Here is a 21,663-nt window from a genome sequence, read left to right on the forward strand (position 1 = left end):
AGCCTGCCTGATGCGTCTGAGCCAATGTCATAACTTCCACGACTTCCGGCGGCTGGCCCAACAGCGGCTGCCGGGGCCCATCTTCAACTATATCGACGGTGGAGCGGATGATGAGGTGACGTATCGGGAAAACACCAGCGCGTTTGACCGGTGTGATCTGTTGCCGTCGGTCCTGCGTGGGGTGTCCGATGTGGACATGTCGGTCACCGTGATGGGGCAAAAGCTGGATATGCCCATCTATTGCTCACCCACCGCCTTGCAGCGCCTGTTCCACCATCAAGGCGAGCGCGCGGTTGCGGCGGCGGCTGAGAAATACGGGACGATGTTCGGCGTATCCTCGCTGGGGACCGTGTCGTTGGAGGAGCTTCGGCAAAAACACAAGAACCCGCAGGTCTATCAGTTCTATTTCCACAAGGATCGCGGCCTGAACGCCGCTATGATGCAGCGCGCGAAAGAGGCGGGTGTCGAGGTCATGATGCTGACCGTCGACAGCATCACCGGCGGCAACCGTGAGCGTGATCTGCGCACCGGCTTCTCGATCCCATTCCGTCTGACGCTGGGCGGCATGATCCAGTTTGCAATCAAGCCGATGTGGGGGATCAACTATTTCACGCACGAGAAATTCCGCCTGCCGCAGCTGGAAGAACATGTCGATATGGGTGGAGGGGCCAGCTCGATCGGCGGCTACTTTACCGACATGCTCGATCCGTCGATGAACTGGGATGACGTGGCACAGATGGTGCGCGACTGGGATGGGCAGTTTTGCCTTAAGGGGATCATGACCGTCGAAGACGCCAAACGCGCGGCTGAAATCGGCTGCACCGGGATCATCTTGTCGAACCACGGGGGCCGCCAACTGGACGGCTCGCGTACGCCCTTCGACCAACTGGCCGAGATCGTCGATGCAGTTGGTGACAAGCTGGACGTGATGATGGACAGCGGCATTCAGCGCGGCACGCATGTGCTCAAAGCGTTGTCAATTGGGGCCAAAGCCGTGGGTGTTGGTCGTCACTACCTGTACCCGTTGGCTGCCGCAGGGCAGGCGGGGGTTGAGCGCGCCCTTGGCCTGATGCGGGCCGAGATCGAACGCGACATGAAACTCATGGGCGTCACCAGCGTTGACCAGTTGAGCCGCGAGAATATCCGTTTCCGCAACGCCTGAACCCAAGATGGGGGCCGAGATGACCAATGAAGAATTGATCAAGCACTTCCGCTCCGTCGTTGGATCGCGCCACGTCCTGACAGGCGAGCGCGCGACCGAGCGGTTTCGGCGTGGGTTCCGCTCGGGCGAGGGGGAGGCGCTGTGTGTCATTCAGCCTGGTACGCTGTCGGAACAGTGGAAGGTTCTGCAAGCTTGTGTTGCATCGGACAAGATCGTCATCATGCAGGCCGCCAACACCGGCCTGACAGAAGGATCGACACCGTCGGGCAGCTATGACCGCGATGTCGTTCTGGTCAACACCCGCCGGATGGATACACTGGTCCCGTTGAACAATGGCGAGCAAATCGTCAGCTTTCCCGGTGCCACCCTGTTTGCTTTGGAAAAACTTCTGGCCCCGCTGGGGCGCGAGCCGCATTCGGTGATCGGTTCCTCGTGCATCGGTGCATCGATTGTGGGTGGGGTCTGCAATAACTCGGGCGGGTCTTTGGTCGAGCGTGGGCCCGTTTACACCGAACTGTCCGTGTACGCCCGGATATCCGAGCAGGGCGAGCTGGAACTGGTCAACCATCTGGGCATTGATCTGGGCGACACGCCCGAGGAAATTCTGGCAAGCCTTGACGCCGGTACTTTCGACCGCAACCCGGGGGCCACTAACAAACGGGCGTCAGCAAGTGACTACGCACAGATCGTGCGGGATGTGGACGCAGAAACGCCTGCACGTTTCAACGCAGACAAGGCCAAACTGTTCGAATCCGCTGGTTCTGCCGGAAAACTGGCGGTTTTTGCTGTTCGCCTTGATACCTTCCGGAAAAACGACGCGGAAAAAGTGTTCTATATTGGAACGAACAGCCCCGATGATCTGGCCGCTTTGCGCCGCCATATCCTGTCTAGGTTCAAGTCACTGCCTGTTTCGGCCGAATATATGCAGCGTGAAGTGTTCGACATCACCGCCAAATACGGCAAGGACACAGTTGTGATGATCGACAAACTGGGGACGGATCGCTTGCCGTTCTTCTTCGCGATGAAAGGCGCGGTTGATGCGCGGCTTCGGCGTATACCGCTCCTCGGCAATTTTACTGATCGTTTCATGCAAATGGCCGTAGCGCTTTGGCCGCGTGTTCTGCCCAAGCGGATGGTCGAGTTCCGCGACAAGTACGAACATCACCTGATCCTGAAGATGAAAGATGACGGGATCGCAGAGGCTGCTGCGTGGTTGCCGGATTTTCTGAAAGACCGTGAAGCTGGGTTCTTTGAATGCGATATGCGCGAGGCCAAGATTGCCGGCCTGCATCGTTTCGCAGCCGCCGGAGCCGCCGTGCGTTACATGGCGCTGCATAACTCGGATGTAGAAGATATTATTGCACTGGATGTCGCGCTGCGCCGCAACGATTACGACTGGCTGGAAAAACTTCCACCTGAGATCGAGGATAAGCTGGTGCACAAACTCTACTACGGCCACTTCATGTGCCACGTCATGCATCAGGATTACATCGTCAAAAAGGGCGCGGACCCCAAGGTGTTGAAGGCAGCGATGCTCAAACTGTTTGACGAACGGGGGGCAGAATACCCGGCTGAACACAACGTGGGTCACCTGTACAAGGCCAAGCCGGACCTGGCAGCGCATTACAAGTGCTGCGACCCGACCAATTCGTTCAACCCTGGTATCGGTAAGATGTCGAAGGCGAAATACTACAACTAAGCGGGCTTCACGACGCGGCCGAACGTTTGTCGAAGGCATCCAACAAACGGTTGCCCGTGTCAAAGAACGCGTCTTCGCCGATCAGATCGGTCACGCCATAGCGATCAAGCTCTGCTTTTACATCTGGTTCAACCAGCGTGAACACGAGGCGAATGCCGTTTTCATGCAGAAACTCGACCAAGCTGCGCAGGGCATACCCGGCGGTAAAATCGATCTCATCTATGGCCGATGCGTCGATGCAGAACCATTCAGGTTTCGCGTCCGAGCCTTGCACAATGGCCGTGGCTTCATTCGTAAAACGCTGTGTGTTTGCGTAATACATGCCGTGCGAGAACCGATAGATCACAAGGCCGGGTTCAAATTGATTGGGTGGTGTCAGGGCTTTTGAATGCCAGCCACCGTTTTCGGTTTTGACGATCGCGGCGTTCTTTGGGCGATACCCCCGGCGGGTGTGATCGATCAGAGAAAAGACCACGGCAAAGACAATGCCTTGTTCGACGCCCACAAGCACGACCACGGCGGCCGTTGCGGCGGCCACCCAGAACTCTGAGCGGGCTTGTTTGTAGATCGTGGTAAGACCACGCAGATCAATCAGCTTCAAACCAATCAGGAAGACAATGGCCGACAAGGCGGCACTTGGCAGATAAGCAAGCGGTTTGGTGAGAAACAGGATCACCACAAGGACAATGGCCACAGTAGTCAATTGGGCCACCTGACTGCGCCCACCGGCGCTGGCGACCATTTCGGTTTTGGTGGGGCTACCGTTGACCACAAATGTGCCGGAAAATGCCGCGCCGAAATTTGCAAGGCCCAACCCGATCAGGTCTGTGTTCTCGCTGAACTTCTCATCGTACCGGGCAGCGTAGGCTCGTGAGGTCGCTGCGCTCTGTGCCAGAATAACCACGAAGATGGACAGTGCCGTGGGCAGGAGTTGTTTGAACAAAGTCCAACTCCAATCCACATTCGGTATCGAGAGTGACGGCAAGCCGCTTGGAACTGTCCCCAGAACAGCAATGCCGATTGTTTCGAAGGAAAAGGCCCAGCTGCAATAGATCACTCCTACGATTGCGATCAGGGGGCCGGGTATTCTTCGCGACAGCATTGTGGAGGCGACAACAACGCCAAGCACGGCGGCAGAGACAAACACAGTTGGCCAGCTGATATGAGCCAAGTTCAGGTATACGTCGTTCAGCCGCGCAAGCGTACCGTGTCCGCTGGCTTCGATCCCCAATAAACCGGGTATTTCGCCAGTGGCAACCTGAACGCCAACGCCGGTCAGAAAACCGACCAAAACGGTGCGCGACAGGAAGTCGGCCAGAAATCCAAGCCCGATGATCCGCGCAGCGATCAAAAGCACGGCCGCCATCAGCGCCAACAGGGACGCCAAAGCGAGGTATTCCGACGAACCCGAGACCGCCATGCCCGCCAGCGCCGAGGCTGTTATGGCCGCCGTTGCCGAATCGGCCCCGACCACAAGATGTCGCGACGACCCGAACAGGGCGAACAGCGCCATGGGAATCAGAATCGTATAGAGCCCCGTAATGACCGGCGTACCCGCGATTTTGGTATAGCCCATGACTTCGGGGATCGCGAGGCAGGCAAAGGTAAGCCCGGCAAGCATCTCGGTCGGAAGACGCGACCGGTCAAAAGGCAGCACGCCCTGCAGCACCGGTGACGGTGATGATTTGGGATTTCTGCCCGGGTTTTCCATGGGTTACCTTTTTACCCGATTTGTTCTGCGTGTGATCTTGGTTGCCAACAGAGCGTCGGGGCAAAATTTAAGCAAGGCATGATGGGCAAATCGAAAGGCTCCTGCTGGGTTTTTTAACAGGTTTTCAGGGAAAATAGCGCGACTACGGGAAACCCCCAATTTTGCGCGGCAACGATCAGGGGTAAACATGACCTACCGTACTTACCACACAAACACACGGTAATTACTTTCCCCGATGAGGGGCTGGTCACACCCCCTCGGCCGGCCCCTCTTAACTTTTTGGGAATGTGAAACAGATCTTGCCGCCCGCAGATTTGGTGGGCGAGTTCAGGACACGTGTTCGTTTTGGGCCAGCGTCGCCACATGAATGGGAAGGTCTGCAGCAGCCTCATAGGCGATGTCATGTGGAATGTTCTGCACGCGGGACTTTCGGTATCCTTCCGTGAACAGCAGAAACGGGATTTTCGCTCTGACGGCGGTTTCCGAGTCTACCTCGCTGTCTCCAACAAATACGCGGGGACCTTTTGCCTCAAGGGCATCGAAGCTTGCAAAAAGATGCTTGGGGTCCGGCTTTCTGGTCGGCAGACTGTCGCCACCAATCACCACATCGAAGAACCGCGACAGGTTCAGCGCTTCTAACACGTGGCGGGCAGGGGCTTCGGGCTTGTTTGTGCAGATGCCCAGAGCGCAACCCATCTGTCGTAACGCATCCAGCGATTCGGGGATGCCGGGGTAAGGAATGGTCGTTTCGCTGGCCGCTGCGTTGTAGTGCTTCAGGGTCAGTTGTGTCAGTTCCGCATGACGGTCCAGCGGCAGTTCGCAATGGTGGATCATGCGTTCGACTAGCTTGGGCAGGCCATTGCCAACGAATCCCTTGATGATGTCGATCGACAGCGGGTCATGCCCAACGTCATTCAATGTTCGATTGGCCGCTGCGGCCAGATCGCCAAGGCTGTCCACCAGCGTTCCATCGAGATCAAAAATAACTGTTGCGGTCATGCCCAGCGCGTCCTTTTCGTCTGACCGCAGACGTAACCCGCCCTCTTCAGGGGTGCAATCGCTTGTGTTAAAACGACACTTGACAATCCTTACTAAAATAATCAGATTAAGCTGCAGGAACAGAAAGCCAGCCCAGTCGGGGTCAGCCAGACTATATGAAACGCAACAGGTATGGCGCTAAGCCGACACGCTCTGGAGATGTCCTGATGAACATACAGAACCCGACCCCCACCCAAGGTTATCCTGTCTCGATGCTTCCCGCGCACAAGGCCGAGGAGCTGACAAAGGGCGGAAATCTTGCCCATATCGAACTTGGCGATCAGCTTTACACTTTGCGGATCACCCGCGCAGGCAAACTGATCCTGACGAAATGAGCATGCAATCCACACGCGGTGGCGCCACGGTTGGCCACCTTGCGGATCTTGGTCCGGTTGAAGCATGTGCGGTGATGTATCTGCGGATGTGGAGCGAGGGTGAGGGCGGTCGAACCGACGCAGCCAGTGATTTTCAGATCGCCTTGGGCGCAGATTGCGGAGAGGCCGCGATGCAGACGCTGGAAAGTGTGTGTTCCCTTTGTGCCGCCTATGGACGCCGCCCCCTAATCCGCCATGGGCTGAAATGCGCGTGCCTGGGCGCTGATGAGAATTGCTTCGCCCAGATGATCGCCGCAGCATCCGAGGGTGCGCGTGAAGATGCGATGATGTTGGCGTCTCTGATCGTGCGCCAGGATTTTGCGCCTGCGCTCGCATCGTTGTCAGAAGAGTTGGGTCTTGCCCTCAAGCGCATCACGGCTCGGTTCAGGATTCCGACAACCGGACACCATACCCCCTCGGCCGTTCTCCACTGATCCCCGGTTCAGGGCGGCTTAACCCCGGCATTGCGCCGGGGTTATCTTGTTCAGCAGCATCCACATCCTGCGTGGTGATGATCATGATCGCAAACCGGCGCAGGGGTGTAGTCGCCCACCTCAGACAGCACGTCCCGCAAGGCCCACAGGATCATGTCCACATCCTCGGCCTCGATGGTCAGCGGCGGGCGGATTTTCAGGATGTTGTCTTTGGGACCTTCGCTGCCGATCAGAATGCGATGATCGCGCATCCGGTTTTTGACATAGCTGCAAATCTCGGTTCCTTCTGACCCGTCAGTGTTGATCAGCTCAACACCCAGAAACAACCCCATGCCCCGCACGTCGCCAACACAGCCAAAGTCGTTTTCGATCTGACGCAGCCCGGTCATCAGACGGTCTCCCATGAGGCGGGCATTGTCTTGCAGACCTTCGTCGTCAACGATGTCCAGCACCTCCTTGCCGATCCGGCAGGACAGGGTCGAGCCGCCGAAGGTGGAAAAGAATTCAATCCCATTGTTGAAGCTGTCCGCAATTTCCCTGGTCGTCACCAACACGCCCAGAGGGTGCCCGTTGCCGATCGGTTTGCCCATGACAACAATGTCAGGCAGCGCGCCCTGGTGTTCAAAGCCAAAGTAGTACTCGCCCAGACGACCAAGACCTGTCTGCACCTCATCTGCGATGCAGACACCACCGGCGGCACGGATTTTCTCATAAACCGCAGGCAGATAGCCCTTGGGAGGAATGATCTGTCCTCCGACCGAAGGGAAGGTTTCCGCAATAAACCCTGCTACGCCTTGCCCGCGCGCGTTCAAGGCTGTGATTGCCGGGTCTAAAAGATCGGCAAATTTCTGGGCCCGATCCGCATCGTCTCGCTTGAACGAACCGCGGTAGTCATCCGCGACTTCGACCAGCTCAACCCAGTCGGCTTTGCCGATGCCACCAGGCTTGTTGAACTTGTAAGCCGAGATCGCCACAGCCGCGTTTGTATTCCCGTGATAGCCGTGATCCGGCGTCACGATCCCTTTCGCTCCGGTATGGGCACGGGCCAGTCGCAGAGCCAGCTCATTGGCCTCGGTCCCGGAATTGACGAAGAAGCAGACCTCGAAATGATCTGGCAGTTTGGACAGGATCTTGTCGGCAAAAGCGGTTTGGGCCGGATGCAGATAACGGGTGTTCGAATTCATCCGCCTCAACTGATCCGCTGCCACGGCCTGAATACGCGGATGCGCATGGCCGACATGAGGAACGTTGTTATAGGCGTCCAGATAGGGGCGGCCCCATTCGTCGAACAGGTGGTGTTTCCACCCACGCACCAGCATGACCGGATCGTCATAGGTCAGAGACAGGTTACCGCCAAAATGATCGCGTCGCCCTTGCTGGATCGCCTGCTTGTCAGTGGGTTGGTAAAACACCTTGTCATCCGGCAGGTTCAGCAAGGCGGCGGGGTTCGGACAGACCGCGTGCCACAGCTCCATCTCGTCAGGATCGCCAACACCGGGCCAGTCCGCCTCCATACCATCGGTGGTCAGGGCCAGTTGGAAATGCACATGAGGGGCCCATCCGCCATTCTGGCTGGCATCGCCCAGCCGGGCAAACGCCGCCCCCTGTGCTACCGGATCGCCGGGTTTCAGCCTGTCACAGCATTCTGGATCCAGATGACCATAGAGCGTATAGAACGGATCACCTTCGGGCGTTTCGTGATGCAGGATGATCACCCCGCCATAGTCGAGGTGGCTGTCGCGTTTCTCGACGACCTCAACCCGCCCGCTCATGGGCGCGTGCAGCACCGTCCCGGCAGGCGCAAACACATCCACGGCCAAATGCACTGTCCGCCGGTCCGAGGCTTTCCACGGGCCCTTGCGGAACCCCGGTTCGGCATAGATCAGGCGGGGCTCGTTGTAATAGCCCAGCCACAGATCTTGCCCATATTCCTCGCCGACCCGCGCGGCTTCGGCCAAAGGCATGTGGAACGGGTTCTGAGGCCAGACACAGTTTTCAACCGACAGCGAGCCCATGGGCGCATCGCTCAGATCCTGACCGAACATATCGGCAAACTGGCCACGATGATCCTTCAGATAGGCTTGGATGCGCTCAGCTCCGTCGACAACAGGCAGGCCGCACGCCGCGCGCAAGCGCGCCGCCATCAACCCGCCATTGACCGAGGCGTTCTCAAGGAACCGCCATGCGGGTGCCTGCGAGATGGTTACATAAGGGTCATCCGGGTTCTCGGCTGCCATCAGGGTCGAGTTGACGACCGACACGGCAAGCCGCATCCGCAGCAGCGGCCAGATCAAGTCTACTTCGTCGACGCTCAGCCGGTTGGCCGCGTGATAACCTTTCACCAACGCAGACAGCGCCCGTTCTGGTTTGGGATGGTCCAACACTATGTAAGCCCCGGCAATCGCCAGATCGCAGACTCGCGGCGCCGCGCACATGTCACCCAGATCGATCAGGCCCGAGATCCGCCGCCGTTCACTCAATTCCCCTTCGACCAGAATGTTATAGTCATTGGCATCATTGTGGATGGCTTGTTTTGGCAGATCCGCAAGGGTGCCGGAGATCGCAGCAAACCCGCCGCAGATTTCCTTTAGCAAGGCTTGTCGCGAAGGACCAGAAATCGCGTCCAGCTTACCCGCAATCCAATCCGCCTGCATCAAGTCCCATTTGAAATCGGCCCGATGCAGCCCCTCATGCTGGAAACCTTCCAGGGCCCGATCGGTTGCTCCCAGCACGCGCCCAAGTTTCAGGATCAATTCTTCGGATTTTGGTGCCGCCTTTGCGTAGCATCGCCCGGGCAGGCATTCCAGCAACCATGCCAGCCTAGGCTGAGCCTCAGAGTCTGTAATCTCGGGTAACACATCGCCGTTCAAATCGGGGAACACTTTGGGAAAAGGCAAACCCGGTGCTTCCGATGCAATATGGGCCAGTGCCTGTATCTGCAGGTCCACCAAACCGGCTTCGCAACCTGCTCGCATGACCTTCAGAACATAGTCCTGCCCATTGGTGGCCTGCACCAGAAAGTTTAGGTCGTATTCGCCATCCAACCGCTTCAAACGCGCGTCCAGCCCCCAGTGCTGCCGCAATGCATCCGCCCAGAACTTCACCAATTCGCTCATGTCGCTCTCCGCCCCGGTGCACCCGGGATCCTCTTCATCTGGCTAAAAATACCTTCGGGGGTGAATTGGCCCAACGGGCCAAGAGGGGGCAGACAGCCCCCTGAACCCTCAGTCCAACGCGCGCAAGCGCTTGAACAGAGACGACGTATCCCACCGCCCACCGCCGAGTTTTTGAACGTCCTTGTAAAACTGGTCGACCAATGCGGTCACGGGCAGTGATGCACCATTGACGTTGGCTTCATCCATACAAATACCCAAATCCTTGCGCATCCAATCCACGGCAAACCCGTGTTCGAAATGATCGTCCAACATCGTCTCGTGACGGTTCACCATCTGCCAGCTTCCAGCCGCGCCCTGGCTGATTACCTCTACCACGGATCGCCCGTCCAACCCTGCTTTCTCGGCAAAATGCAGCGCCTCGCTGAGGGCCTGAACCAAACCGGCAATCGCGATCTGGTTACACATCTTGGTCAATTGGCCCGCGCCGCTGTCGCCAATGCGGCGGCAAATCTTGGAATAGACCTCCATCAGCGGTTCGGCCGCATCGTATGCGGCCTGATCACCACCGCACATGATGGACAGAACACCGTTTTCAGCCCCGGCCTGACCGCCCGAGATCGGCGCGTCGACAAAGGCGACCCCCTGCGCGGCGCCGGCCTTGCAAAGCTCACGCGTGACATCTGCCGAGACCGTTGTGTGATCGACGAAGATGGCTCCGTCGGACATGCCGTGAAACGCACCGTCCTCGCCTGAGCAGACCATGCGCAGATCGTTATCATTGCCCACGCAGGCCATGACAAATTCCGCGCCCAGGACGGCGTCTTTCGGAGTAGCCGCCATGGCCCCGCCATACTGGACCACCCAGGCTTCGGCCTTGGCTGTGGTGCGGTTGTAGACGGTAACGTCATGACCTGCGGCTTTCAGATGTCCGGCCATGGGATAGCCCATGACACCAAGGCCAAGGAACGCGACTTTTGCCATTTTGTGATCCTCTCCACTGTTCGACCATGGTCTCAGGCCGAAATCTTTGGCGAAGACAAAGCAAAGCTGCGCCCAAAGGGCAACCCCGTGTCAGCCTTTCCCTCCCAGATCTTTCAGGATCGGGCAATCAGGGCGGTCATCTCCGGCGCACGCATCGATGAGATGGCTAAGCGTATCGCGCATCGCGTTCAGGTCCGCGATCTTGGCCTCGATCTGCGCCAGATGATCCCGCGCGACCCGTTTCACATCGGCGCTTGCGCGGGTTTCATCCTCATACAACGCCAACAGGGTACGGCAATCTTCGATGGTGAACCCAAGCGCACGGGCGCGGCCCAGAAAGTTCAGCTTGTGCACGTCCTGATCGCGAAAACGGCGATACCCGTTGTCGTCGCGCAGAGGCTTGATCAAGTCGATATCCTCATAATAGCGGATCGTCTTGGCGGGCAGACCTGTGCGTGCAGATACGTCTCCGATATTCATGGGTGCACCTCGTTGGCGGCCAAGGTCGGGGTTTCCGACACGCTGGTGCGAACGCGACGCAGACGCAAAGCATTTGAGACCACAAAAACACTCGACAAAGCCATCGCGCCTGCTGCCAAAGCAGGCGACAACAGATGACCGCCAAACGGATACAGTGCGCCAGCCGCCACCGGGATCAGCAGGACATTGTAACCAAACGCCCATCCGAGGTTCTGGCGAATGTTTCGCATTGTGCGACGGCTGATCTCGGTCGCGTTTGCAACGCCACGCAAATCACCCGACATCAGCACAACGTCCGCCGTTTCGATCGCCACATCCGTACCTGTCCCAATGGCGATGCCGATATCCGCAGATGCAAGCGCCGGGGCATCGTTGATCCCATCGCCAACAAAAGCCAGCGTTCCGAAACTACCCCGCAAAGCCGTGATCGCATCTACTTTACCGTCCGGCAACACCTCGGCAGTGACGTGATCGATCCCCAACCGATCAGCCAACGCCTGTGCCGTCCGCGCGTTGTCTCCGGTGACCATGGCCACAGTCAGCCCCATCTGGTGCAACCTCTGCAGCGCTTCTTCGGTGCCGGACTTAATCGGGTCGGACACAGAAATCGTCGCAGCGGCCTGCCCATCTAAGGCAACGAATAGCGGCGTTGCCCCTTCAGAGGCGCGCTCTTCGGCCTCGTCCGCCAAGCGGCCAAGTTCAATCCCCCGGTTTTTCATCAGCCTGTACGACCCGACCAAAACTTCCTGACCTTCAACGAGGCCCTGTACACCCAGTCCGGTGATTGATTGGACATTCGACGCCCTGGGCAGAGCAGAAGGACCGGCCCGAGTGATGGCCGATGCAATTGGATGCTCTGACTGTGCTTCGAGGGATGCAGCTAGTCGCACAACCTCATCCCTGTCAAACCCGTTCGCCGTCATCACGCTATCCAACTCGGGACGGCCGAGCGTCAGTGTCCCGGTTTTGTCCAGCGCGATAATGCGTGCTTGTTGAAGCTGCTGTAACGCGTCGCCTTTGCGGAACAATACCCCCAGTTCTGCTGCGCGCCCCGTGCCCACCATGATAGAAGTGGGCGTCGCCAGCCCCATCGCACAGGGGCAGGCAATGATCAGCACCGAAACACCTGCCACAAGCGCGAGCGGCAAGGCGGGGCTGGGACCGATAATCAGCCAGATTAGGACGGTGATTACAGCAACGAGAATGACGGCGGGGACGAAGCGATAGGTGATCTGGTCGACCAGCCCTTGAATGGGCAATTTGGCCCCCTGTGCCTGCTGCACCATGCGGATGACCTGAGCCAGAACCGTGTCGTCCCCAACGCGCGCGGCGCGTACCCGCAAGGCTCCGGTCCCGTTCACCGTGCCGCCAACAACAGCGGCCCCTTGCGATTTTCCGACCGGCACAGGCTCGCCAGTGATCATGCTTTCGTCGACGTAAGATGTGCCCTCAAGCACTTCGGCATCTACTGGCAGGCGCTCGCCCGGACGAACGCGCAAAATGTCTCCGACAACTATTTCAGCAATCGGACGGTCCTCTGTTCGGCCATCCACTTCGACCCTTGCGGTTTTGGGCTGCAAGCCTACCAGCTTCCGGATTGCGGCCCCGGTTCTGCCTTTGGCGCGCGCCTCCATAAGCCGACCCAGAAGGATCAGAACAACGATGACTGCTGCAGCTTCGAAATAGACATTGGCGGTGCCTTGCGGCAGCACATTTGGGGTGAATGTGGCCACCACGGAATAGAGATAGGCCGCCCCGGTCCCCAACGCGACAAGCGCGTTCATATCCGGCGTGCCGTGTAGCAGGGATGGGATGCCCTTGCGGTAAAACACTCGTCCCGGACCGATCAACAGGGCCGAGGTCAGAGCAAACTGGATAAGCTGACTGGTCTGCACACCGACGGTGGCGTGTACCCAATGATGGAATGCGGGGATCATGTGCCCACCCATCTCAAGAACAAACACGGGCAGCGCGAGGACGGCGGCAAGCATCGTGGTGCGGCTCAGATTGCGAATTTCGTCATCTTCGCGGCTTTCAGGTTCCTGGGCGTTTTGAAGGCGCGCAGGGTATCCGATTCCGGTGACTACCTGTGCTAACTGCTCTGGCGTAGTTGTCCCCGCCGCGTATGTCACTTTGGCGGTTTGAGTTGCGAGATTTACCTGAGCGTCTATTACACCCGGGTTGGCTACTAGCGCGCGTTCGATATTGGCCACGCACGAGGCGCAATTCATCCCGTCGACACTCAGATCTACGCAATTGGTTTCAGCAGGATACCCTGCCGCATCCAGCGCCGTAGTCAGAGCCGTAACCGGCCCGTCAAACGCCACTTGCGCTGATTTGGTTGCAAAGTTGACCGAAGCCGCATCGACACCTGGCACATCGCGCAGGGCCGCTTCGACACGGCCCACACAGGACGCGCAGCCCATGCCGGTGATTTTGAGCTCTTTGAGTGTTTCATGTGCCATGCGACTCGTTCCGCAGCTTACCTTGCCCTTCAAATGGGGTTTCCAGTCACGGGAAGGTCAAGGGGTCATGGCAAAAATCTATTCTGCTGGCCCGCGTATATTGCGCTCCATCATGCGTTGATACAGGCGCGGTGAGAGGCTGTTCAGCCACCAAGACAAACGCGCCACACGTCCAACCGGAATCATCGGCTGCGATTTGTCTAATCCTCGCAGGATTGCTTTGGCGGCGGCCTCAGGGCTCATCTCATCCATACCATCCTTTGCCGATCCGGGTCTTGCCGTTCCATCGGCCTGCTCTTGTGCGTTGCCCGGGTTGGTGGCCACGAAAGACGGTGCCGCGATCTGAACCCGAACACCATGAGGTGCTTCTTCGGAGCGGAGCGATTTGAAAAACCCCTCAAGCGCGTGTTTCGATGCAGCATAGGCCGTCCGGTGATAGAGCGGTGCAAACCCTGCCACGGACGAAATCGCCAAATGCGATCCCTTTGATGTCCGGACTGGTTGCAGAAACGCGCGGGCCATTTCAACGGCTGCAAAGTAGTTAATGTCGAACACCATTCGGTGGCTGGCGGCGTCGGACTGATCAAACCCCCGAATTTGCGTGACCCCGGCGTTGTAGATGACCAGATCAGTACTTTCGCTGGATTCGATCACCCTTTGGGTTGCGTCAGCAAGCTGCTCGGGGTCTGTCAGATCGCAAGCGATTGGCAACTGGTTTGGCCTGGTGTCCAAGCCTGAGACGTCAAGGTCCAGCAACACGACCCGCCAACCGCGGGCTTGCAGGGCATGGCTCAGGGCTTGCCCCAAACCACCTGCTCCACCTGATATGACAGCTGTCTTCATAGCCCGGCCTGCTTTTGCCAGAACGCGAACACCTCGGCGCTGGTTTTTTCGGGTGTATATCCGAATTCTGATTTGAGGGCGGAATTGTCCAAAACAGGTCGATATTGCAGAAACCGTACCTGTTCCGGCCCATAGCGAGACAAGCCAAGCGGGCGTGCCACGGATAAAGCCGCCTTCAGTGCCCAAGCAGGAAGACGCAGAACCGATTTCCCCATGGCATCGGCCAGATCGGTGACACCCATCGCTCCGTCCCCGGCGACGTTATAAACGCCGGGTGGCCCGTCTGTCGCTGCGCGCCGCAGGATACGGGCCAGATCGTGCGTCCAGATAAACACAAACGGGCTTTCGCTGCCGGCCACAGCCAGCAGGCGCGGCTTGTGAAACAGGGCGGTGATCTGGTTTTCAGTGCCAGCCCCCAGCACCGTCCCCACGCGCAGAACGACCTGTTCAAGATCAGGGGCAGCGCTTCGGGCTTCCGCCAACAATTCCTCGACCTGTCTCTTGTGGTCGGAATAAGGGAATTCCGGATTGCCCCGCAGCGGGTCACGCTCGCGCAGTGGAATGCGGTTGTCTGCGTGATACCCATACGCAGCCCCCGATGATGTGACCACCAGTCTGCGTACGCCGTTGGCAATCGCCGCATTCACCACCGTGCGTGTTCCTTCGACGTCAACAGCGTATGCTGCGGCGCGTCCCATCTTGGGCGTGGGCGTCACGATTGAGGCCAGATGCACGATGACATCCGGCTTCACCTTGGTGATCACGCGGGCAGGGGCGTCGCTTGTCACGTCCATGGGCAGGAAGGCGACGTATTCCGGCAAAGACTCCGGGCGTCTTAGGTCGGTGGCAAAGACCTCATGCCCCTCAAGCTCCGGCAACAGTGCTTGCCCGACCATACCGGCTGCGCCTGTGATCAGAATACGGGTCATCGCGCGGCCTCGGTTCGGGCCATGACCGACGCAAGCGCAATGCCCGATATCGCGTGCCAGATGCCCCAGAACGCGGCCACAACCGCCATGCCGCCCAGCCCGTGGAAAAAAGCGAAGATCAAGACCAGTCCAAGCCCTGAATTCTGAATGCCGGTCTCTATGGTGATTGCGCGACGATCAAAGGGGGATAGCCGGGTCAGAGTGGCCACGACCCAACCGCCCCCCAGCGCCAGGGCGTTGTGAAGGATCACAAGCCCGGCAACCGCCCCGGCAAAGCTGAGGAAGAATCCCCAGTTGGCGGCCAGGGCAAGCAGGATGAAGGCCGCGAAGATACCCATCGACAGGTATTGCAACGGCGCCCGCAGACGGGCGGTCAGGGCTGGTCGACGCTGATTCAACGCAATACCCAGAACCAGGGGCAGGATCAGCATCAAGCCGACGAGAATGGCGATTTGCACCGGATCGATCTGGGTCTGCTGCAGGATCGCTCGGGTTGGTGGATACAGCCCGCCCCAAAGCGCGATGTTGAAAGGCGTCATGAAGATTGCGCCAATAGTGGCAAACGCTGTCATCGACACAGACAGAGCTGCATTGCCGCCCGCGCGATGCGTTATGAAGTTCGAGATGTTGCCTCCGGGACAAGCCGCAACAAGGATCAGCCCTAACGCGATGGATGCACGTGGCTCTGTGATCCACACCAGCGCAAAGGTCAGTGCGGGCAGGACCACGAACTGAGACAACAGCCCGACAATCACCGGTTTCGGCGCGCGTCTCAGGCGATCAAAATCCCGCGGCGTCAGGTCGATCGCGATCGAGAACATCACAATCGCCAGAATGGCGTTCAGCAACGTCAGCGACGCCGGGCTGAAATTCAGCGTGACTTCGTCAATACCACTCATGCGGCGGCTTTCCGCAGCCGGTCGATCCAGCCAGTGACGGCCTTTCTATATGTGGCCTTGTCCACGTAATAAGCCATGCGGGGCAGATCGATATAGTTCATGCCTCCGGTGGCGCGCGTGTAGTCTTTTTGTTTTTCGGTTTTCAGATCGGCCGCCGCCGGGCAACCGCATTGAAGACCCTTGATATAGCGCGCCACCATCTCGGCCTGTTCGTGCCTCCCCTGCCAGCCAAGACCCGTGGCCTCGACCATGCCCAGCACAAACAGATCGTCGCGTTCGGGGTGTATGGTGTTCAGGAAAAGATGCGGGGCATCGCCCTGCCAGTTCAGCAGGTCCTTATCGATGAAAGGATAGTGCAGCTTGTATCCGGTTGCGGCGAGGATCATGTCGTAGTCTTCGCTGGTGCCGTCCTTGAAGTGAACGGTGTGACCCTCAAGCCGGTCGATATCGGGGCGAATGCGCAGATCGCCGTGGCCTGCGTGATACAGGACCAGTGAATTTACCACCGGATGGCTTTCGTAAAGCTGATAATCGGGTTTGGGAAAGCCGTATTTCTGCGGATTTCCGACGAACCAGCCGAGGATCAGACTGTCGACCTTTCGCTTTAACCACATGGGCAGGCGGATCTTGCCACCCATCGTGTCAGCAGGTTTGCCAAAGACATATTTCGGGACGAAATAGTATCCGCGCCGCATCGACAGGTCGCAGCGTTTTGCATGATGGATCGCGTCCACTGCAATGTCGCAACCGGAGTTGCCTGCACCCACAACCAATACGCGCTTGCCGTCGAATTGACTGGGATACCGGTATTGAGAGGCATGGATCAATTCGCCGTCGAAGGTTCCGGGGAATTCTGGCATGTTCGGTTCCGACAGGGTGCCGTTTGCTATCATAACCCCTGCGAAGTCGGCCTGATGGTCACCTTCGGCATCCCTCCAAGACACGCGCCAACCGTCTCCCGAGTTGCCCAGCGGCGTGATCTGGGTGACTTCGGCATTGAACCTATAGTTCTCACGCAACCCGAAATGATCTGCAAAAGCACGGAAATAGTCGCGCATCGCCCAGTGAGAAGGGTACTCGGCCACAGCCTCATCCATCGGGAAGTCTTCGAACTCGGTCATGCGCTTGGACGAGATCAGATGCGCTGTCTCATACATGGTTGATCTGGGGGCATCGATGTCCCACAGACCGCCCACATCCGAATGCAGCTCGAACCCTTGAAATGCGATGCCTTGTTCTTTCAGCACCTTGGCCGCGGCCAATCCCATCGGTCCCGCCCCGATCAGGGCGAATGCGTCGCGCGTTTCTTCCATGAACCCTCCCAAAGTTCGTGAGGCTTAACTTGAACGAACGACCAAAATAAGGCAAGGTGAAATTCATGACTCTAAAAAACACTGAAAAACCAAGGCAAAGAGCACCGTCCAAGCGGTCTTTGGAGACCCGGGCGCGGATCATGGATGCAGCGGAATTGGTCTTTGCCGAACGGGGATTCGAAGGCGCCTCGATCCGCGATATTGCCGCTTTGGCGGGTGTGCAGATCGGCCTAGTGCACCATCACGGCGGTGGAAAAGAAGAACTTTTCTATCGCACCGTCGCCCGCCGCGCGGATGAACTGGCGCAGTTACGGGTCGAGACGCTGAACAAAGCTAGGGCCGAGGGGTCGCTGACATTGCACAGCATTCTGGACAGCTTTATCCGCCCTTATGTGGAGCTGGCTGAAACAGGTGGTCCGGGCTGGATGGCCTATGGCCGGCTAGTGGCGCATGTGTCCGTCGATCCAAGGTGGAGCGACATTGCGGCTGAGTGTTTCGATCCGACGGCCCAGCATTTTATCGCAGAGATTGCTACGCTTTACCCCGATGTTGATCCGGCAGTGTTGGCCAGTGGTCAGGTGTATTCGGTTTCAGCCATGTTGGCGCATCTCAACAGCGGCTGGCGCGTTAGGGCGCTGTCGCAAGGTGGTGATCAGCCTGACATAGAGCCCTTGGTCGAGTTTTGCGCCGCAGGTATTGCAGCAATTGTCAAAGCCGGTCGGGGCTGATCGCCTTTCACTCCTGCTTCAGGTGATCAAATAGCATTGTGCTGAACACGGAAGAAGACGTGCGCACAGCGCTGGGTGAGGCGAAAAACCCAAGCATCAGGATCAGCAATATCAGGGCCGCCGCTGCAAGACACGCCGCCGAGAGTTGAAAGACTGAACGAACCATTGCGCAAATTCCTTTCCTGAATATCGAATTTCTTTGAAAGTCCGGCGGGTTAGTCTGACTTGGCCAGTTGTTGCTTCAGCCGTTTATTCTCTGCCTGCAACTGGGCCAGCTGTTGTCCAAGCGTGTTCAGATGGGGGCGCAGCTCGGCTTCGGTGAAGCGAGGGGTAATGTGACGCGGGCAGTTCCAGTCCAGTGCCTCGACACGGATGATCACGGCCCGTTCCGCCGGGGCCTCGGCCCCTTCGGGATACAAACTGGCTGCGGCTGCTTCGCCTTCGGTAAATTCGACACGCCCCAGGATCTTCAGGCGGCGTTGGTTGGCGTAATCCATCAGGATCATCGCGATACGATCATTCCCATCTAGGTTCCCGCGCGAGATATATTGCTTGTTGCCGGAAAAATCCGCATAGCCGATGGTCTGCGGCCCCAGCACTTTCAAAAACCCCACAGGACCACCGCGATACTGCACATAGGGCCAGCCGGTTTCGGACACAGTGGATTGATAGAACCCATCCCGTGTCTGAATGAACTCTTTTTCGGGCTCGCCGATCAAGTGGCCCTGCTGTGGTCCACTTTCGATGAACTTGGCATAGGTTTTTGCCGATCCCATCCGCTCTTGATGGGCGCGGACGGCAGGGGTGAAGGCACGTTGGGAAAAGGCACGGGGCATGGTAAGTCCTTTCAAAGACCCAAATCTGACAGTCCGGGATGATCTTCGGGGCGTTCGCCTTGCGGCCAGTGAAACAGACGGTCCTCTTCGGTGATCGGCAGATCGTTCAATGAGGCGTGGCGATGCGACATGCGCCCGTCTTCGGCAAATTCCCAGTTCTCGTTACCATAAGAGCGGAACCACTGGCCGCTGTCGTCTCGCCATTCATAAGCATAGCGCACTGCAATGCGATTTCCGGAAAAGGCCCAGAGTTCCTTGATCAGGCGATAGTCCAGTTCCTTCCGCCATTTGCGCGTCAAGAAGGCGTGGATGTCGGCATGGCCAGTCAAAAACTCGGCCCGGTTTCGCCAATGACTGTCCTCGGTGTAGGCGGGCGTCACCCGGTCGGGGTCGCGACTGTTCCAGGCGTTTTCCGCCATCCGCACTTTCTGAGTCGCGGTTTCATGCGTGAAAGGGGGCTGAGGGGGGCGAGACATAAGGCAAGAGCTTTCAGGCAAGTGATGCGGCCAGAAGGGCCATGGTCAGAAGGAACGGAACGTACTGAGATGGAAAAATGCTGGCGCGACGTTTCATCGGTCAAATCCTCTGGTGTACTGATCGGTTAACTTTCGACCTCAAAGTGTACCGATCTGTTAACTTTTGCAAGGGCAATCTTCAAAAAATTTCGGTTTGAGACTGTTGAAGTCAATAAAGTCTTATAAAATCAGGAGCTTGATTTGATGTTATTGCACTTTGCGTTTTGGGTTAATATGTACAGAACGGTACACTATGGAGCCGAATCATGCGCCCAAACAAACGGGACGAACTGGTGAGTAAGGCCCTGAAGGTCTTTTACCGCGATGGATTTCACGCGACCGGCATGGACAAGCTGGTGGTGGAAACGGGCGTGTCCAAAACATCGATGTACAAGCACTTCCGCACCAAGGAAGAACTGATCCTTGCGGCACTACGTCTGCGGGACGAAAACTTTCGCGATTGGTTCTTGAAACGCATCGATGAGATGGCAGAGACTCCGGCCGAGCAAATCCTTGTCAGTTTTGACGCTTTGAAAGAATGGTTCGAAGAAGATGAGTTCCGGGGGTGCATGTTCATCAAGGCAGGCGCTGAATTCCAGGACCCGGATCACCCGATCCATGTGCAGGCTGCCGAGCACAAGCAATTCCTGCTGGACCATTTCACTTCGGTTGCTGAACAGGCCGGTGCTCAGGATCCGCAGAAACTGGCCTGCCAGATTGTACTTTTGCAAGAGGGAGCCATTGTATCTGCCGTTCTGCTTCACCACTGTGATCCTGCGCGGGACGCCAAGGATGCGGCGAAAAAACTGCTGGCCTCGGCACTGAACTAAACCTGCTCAGCTAAACTTTTTCTGCTTGGATTGTCGGGCAATGAACGTTGCGTTGTTCCACTTCAGGACGCGGCGTCACACGCATTGGCGTGAATCGGACTGAGCGCTAGGCTTTAACAAAAGACTGTCTGGAGAGCGTTCGATGCCACTTTTCACTTCAACCGCAGCTTGGGTCACCGATGAACACCGCATGTTTGCCGAGATGGCGGGCCGGTTCATGGATGACGAACTGACGCCGAATATCGAAACCTGGGTCGAAAACGGTGTGGTGGATCGCGACTTTTGGCGTAAGGCGGGTGAAACCGGACTTATGGCGGGAGCAATCCCCGAAGAGTATGGTGGTGTCGGCGGCGGCATGGGGTTCGATGCAATCACTGCCTACGAACAGGGCGCGCGTGGCGATGCCGGTTGGGGCTATGGCATTCAGTCGATTGTGACGCATTACCTCACCGCTTATGGCAACGAAGATCAAAAACAGAAATGGCTGCCTAAACTTGCCTCGGGCGAGATGGTTGGCGCGCTGGCGATGACGGAACCTAGCACCGGGTCAGACGTGCAGGCGGTGCGGACGACGGCTGAAAAAGACGGAAACTCTTATCGTTTGAACGGCTCGAAAATCTTCATCACGAATGGGCAGTCAGCTGACCTGATTATTGTGGCGACCAAGACAGACAAATCCGAAGGCGCGCGTGGTGTGTCTTTGATCGTGGTTGAAACCGAAGGGGCCGATGGCTTCCGCCGGGGGCGCAACCTTAAAAAACTGGGAATGAAGGGCAACGACACGGCCGAGTTGTTCTTTGAAGATGTCAAAGTGCCAATGACGAACCTGCTGGGAGCTGAGGAAGGGCAGGGCTTCTATCAGCTTATGAAACAACTGCCGTGGGAGCGGCTGAACATCGCGATCATGGCGCTGGGCGCTATTGATTTCGCTATCGCTGAAACGGTGAAATACGTTCAGGAACGCAAGGCTTTTGGGCAACGGGTGATGGACTTCCAAAACACCCGGTTCAAGCTGGCCGAATGCAAGACCAAAGCCGAGGTTCTGCGCAGCTTCATCAACGACTGTATCGGAAAGCTGGAAGCTGGAGAGCTGGACGCGGCCACCGCCTCGATGGCCAAATATTGGGGATCTGAGGTGCAGAACGAGATCATGCATGAATGTCTGCAGCTGTTCGGCGGCTATGGCTTCATGATGGAATATCCGATTGCACGTCTTTATGCGGATGCGCGCGTGCAGATGATCTACGGCGGCACCAATGAGGTGATGAAAGAGTTGATCGCACGCTCGATCGACGTTTGACGGTTTCCAA

At 57.7% G+C, this 21,663-nt stretch carries 20 protein-coding genes; 7 read left to right on the plus strand and 13 right to left on the minus strand.

Annotated elements, in window-relative coordinates; genetic code table 11:
- Positions 1 to 10: 10 nt before the first annotated feature.
- Positions 11 to 1,162 carry an alpha-hydroxy acid oxidase gene (locus GS632_RS12490; RefSeq protein WP_171722022.1) on the plus strand — a complete coding sequence of 384 codons (1,152 nt, stop codon included), beginning with the start codon at positions 11 to 13 and terminating at the stop codon, positions 1,160 to 1,162.
- 19 nt (positions 1,163 to 1,181) lie between these two features.
- Entirely contained in the window at positions 1,182 to 2,861 is a 1,680-nt protein-coding gene (gene dld / locus GS632_RS12495) for a D-lactate dehydrogenase (RefSeq protein WP_171722021.1), read from the plus strand.
- Positions 2,862 to 2,868: 7 nt separating this feature from the next.
- On the opposite strand, the gene GS632_RS12500 is transcribed toward dld, so the two are convergent.
- Both GS632_RS12500 and gph read right to left on the minus strand, forming a co-directional pair.
- On the minus strand, positions 2,869 to 4,572 hold the full coding sequence (locus GS632_RS12500) for a SulP family inorganic anion transporter (RefSeq protein WP_171722020.1): 1,704 nt from the start codon (positions 4,570 to 4,572) through the stop codon (positions 2,869 to 2,871).
- Positions 4,573 to 4,899: 327 nt separating this feature from the next.
- Entirely contained in the window at positions 4,900 to 5,571 is a 672-nt protein-coding gene (gph, locus tag GS632_RS12505) for a phosphoglycolate phosphatase (protein WP_171176023.1), read from the minus strand.
- 206 nt (positions 5,572 to 5,777) lie between these two features.
- Between gph and hemP the strand changes: the two genes are divergently transcribed.
- Positions 5,778 to 5,945, plus strand: coding sequence for a hemin uptake protein HemP (hemP, locus tag GS632_RS12510; RefSeq protein ID WP_171176275.1), 168 nt, complete (start codon positions 5,778 to 5,780; stop codon positions 5,943 to 5,945).
- Between the two features lie 2 nt (positions 5,946 to 5,947).
- A complete protein-coding gene (locus GS632_RS12515) occupies positions 5,948 to 6,418 on the plus strand; it encodes a hypothetical protein (RefSeq protein WP_371810060.1) in 471 nt (156 codons plus the stop codon).
- Positions 6,419 to 6,468: 50 nt separating this feature from the next.
- On the opposite strand, the gene GS632_RS12520 is transcribed toward GS632_RS12515, so the two are convergent.
- The 8 genes from GS632_RS12520 to GS632_RS12555 all read right to left on the minus strand — a co-directional run bounded on the left by GS632_RS12520 (position 6,469) and on the right by GS632_RS12555 (position 17,444).
- Complete coding sequence (locus tag GS632_RS12520; protein ID WP_171722018.1) at positions 6,469 to 9,534, minus strand: aminotransferase class III-fold pyridoxal phosphate-dependent enzyme; 3,066 nt, start codon at positions 9,532 to 9,534, stop codon at positions 6,469 to 6,471.
- A 108-nt stretch (positions 9,535 to 9,642) separates the two neighbouring features.
- The gene (locus GS632_RS12525) at positions 9,643 to 10,515 is read right to left on the minus strand and encodes an NAD(P)-dependent oxidoreductase (RefSeq protein ID WP_171722017.1); all 873 of its coding nucleotides are present in this window, start codon (positions 10,513 to 10,515) and stop codon (positions 9,643 to 9,645) included.
- Between the two features lie 90 nt (positions 10,516 to 10,605).
- Positions 10,606 to 10,995, minus strand: coding sequence for a Cu(I)-responsive transcriptional regulator (gene cueR / locus GS632_RS12530; protein WP_171238562.1), 390 nt, complete (start codon positions 10,993 to 10,995; stop codon positions 10,606 to 10,608).
- Positions 10,992 to 13,460, minus strand: coding sequence for a heavy metal translocating P-type ATPase (locus GS632_RS12535; protein ID WP_171722016.1), 2,469 nt, complete (start codon positions 13,458 to 13,460; stop codon positions 10,992 to 10,994). The genes cueR and GS632_RS12535 overlap by 4 nt, the downstream gene beginning before the upstream one ends.
- 78 nt (positions 13,461 to 13,538) lie before the next feature.
- A complete protein-coding gene (locus tag GS632_RS12540) occupies positions 13,539 to 14,303 on the minus strand; it encodes an SDR family oxidoreductase (RefSeq protein WP_171238564.1) in 765 nt (254 codons plus the stop codon).
- Positions 14,300 to 15,232, minus strand: a complete 933-nt coding sequence (locus GS632_RS12545; protein ID WP_171238565.1) for an SDR family oxidoreductase — start codon at positions 15,230 to 15,232, stop codon at positions 14,300 to 14,302. The genes GS632_RS12540 and GS632_RS12545 overlap by 4 nt, the downstream gene beginning before the upstream one ends.
- Positions 15,229 to 16,131 carry a bile acid:sodium symporter family protein gene (locus tag GS632_RS12550; protein WP_171238566.1) on the minus strand — a complete coding sequence of 301 codons (903 nt, stop codon included), beginning with the start codon at positions 16,129 to 16,131 and terminating at the stop codon, positions 15,229 to 15,231. The genes GS632_RS12545 and GS632_RS12550 overlap by 4 nt, the downstream gene beginning before the upstream one ends.
- Positions 16,128 to 17,444: an NAD(P)/FAD-dependent oxidoreductase gene (locus GS632_RS12555; protein ID WP_171238567.1), complete on the minus strand. Its 1,317-nt coding sequence runs from the start codon at positions 17,442 to 17,444 to the stop codon at positions 16,128 to 16,130. Before GS632_RS12555 ends, GS632_RS12550 begins: the two co-directional genes overlap by 4 nt.
- A 65-nt stretch (positions 17,445 to 17,509) precedes the next feature.
- On the opposite strand from GS632_RS12555, the gene GS632_RS12560 reads away from it, so the two are divergent.
- On the plus strand, positions 17,510 to 18,172 hold the full coding sequence (locus tag GS632_RS12560; protein WP_171238568.1) for a TetR/AcrR family transcriptional regulator: 663 nt from the start codon (positions 17,510 to 17,512) through the stop codon (positions 18,170 to 18,172).
- A gap of 7 nt (positions 18,173 to 18,179) precedes the next feature.
- Here GS632_RS12560 and GS632_RS12565 read toward each other — a convergent pair whose 3' ends face one another.
- The 3 genes from GS632_RS12565 to GS632_RS12575 are packed head-to-tail and all read right to left on the minus strand — an operon-like array spanning position 18,180 to position 19,484.
- Entirely contained in the window at positions 18,180 to 18,338 is a 159-nt protein-coding gene (locus tag GS632_RS12565) for a hypothetical protein (protein WP_171722015.1), read from the minus strand.
- 49 nt (positions 18,339 to 18,387) lie between these two features.
- Positions 18,388 to 19,008: a pyridoxamine 5'-phosphate oxidase family protein gene (locus GS632_RS12570; protein ID WP_171722014.1), complete on the minus strand. Its 621-nt coding sequence runs from the start codon at positions 19,006 to 19,008 to the stop codon at positions 18,388 to 18,390.
- Between the two features lie 11 nt (positions 19,009 to 19,019).
- The gene (locus GS632_RS12575; protein WP_171722013.1) at positions 19,020 to 19,484 is read right to left on the minus strand and encodes a nuclear transport factor 2 family protein; all 465 of its coding nucleotides are present in this window, start codon (positions 19,482 to 19,484) and stop codon (positions 19,020 to 19,022) included.
- 305 nt (positions 19,485 to 19,789) lie between these two features.
- Between GS632_RS12575 and GS632_RS12580 the strand changes: the two genes are divergently transcribed.
- Together GS632_RS12580 and GS632_RS12585 are read left to right on the plus strand one after the other, a co-directional pair.
- Positions 19,790 to 20,353, plus strand: a complete 564-nt coding sequence (locus tag GS632_RS12580) for a TetR/AcrR family transcriptional regulator (protein ID WP_171238572.1) — start codon at positions 19,790 to 19,792, stop codon at positions 20,351 to 20,353.
- Between the two features lie 142 nt (positions 20,354 to 20,495).
- Positions 20,496 to 21,653 (plus strand): acyl-CoA dehydrogenase family protein, encoded by a 1,158-nt coding sequence (locus GS632_RS12585; RefSeq protein WP_171238573.1) that lies wholly within the window; start codon positions 20,496 to 20,498, stop codon positions 21,651 to 21,653.
- The last annotated feature ends 10 nt before the right edge of the window (positions 21,654 to 21,663 follow it).

The sequence above is a fragment of the Ruegeria sp. HKCCD7296 genome, assembly GCF_013110775.1.
Lineage (GTDB): Bacteria > Pseudomonadota > Alphaproteobacteria > Rhodobacterales > Rhodobacteraceae > Ruegeria.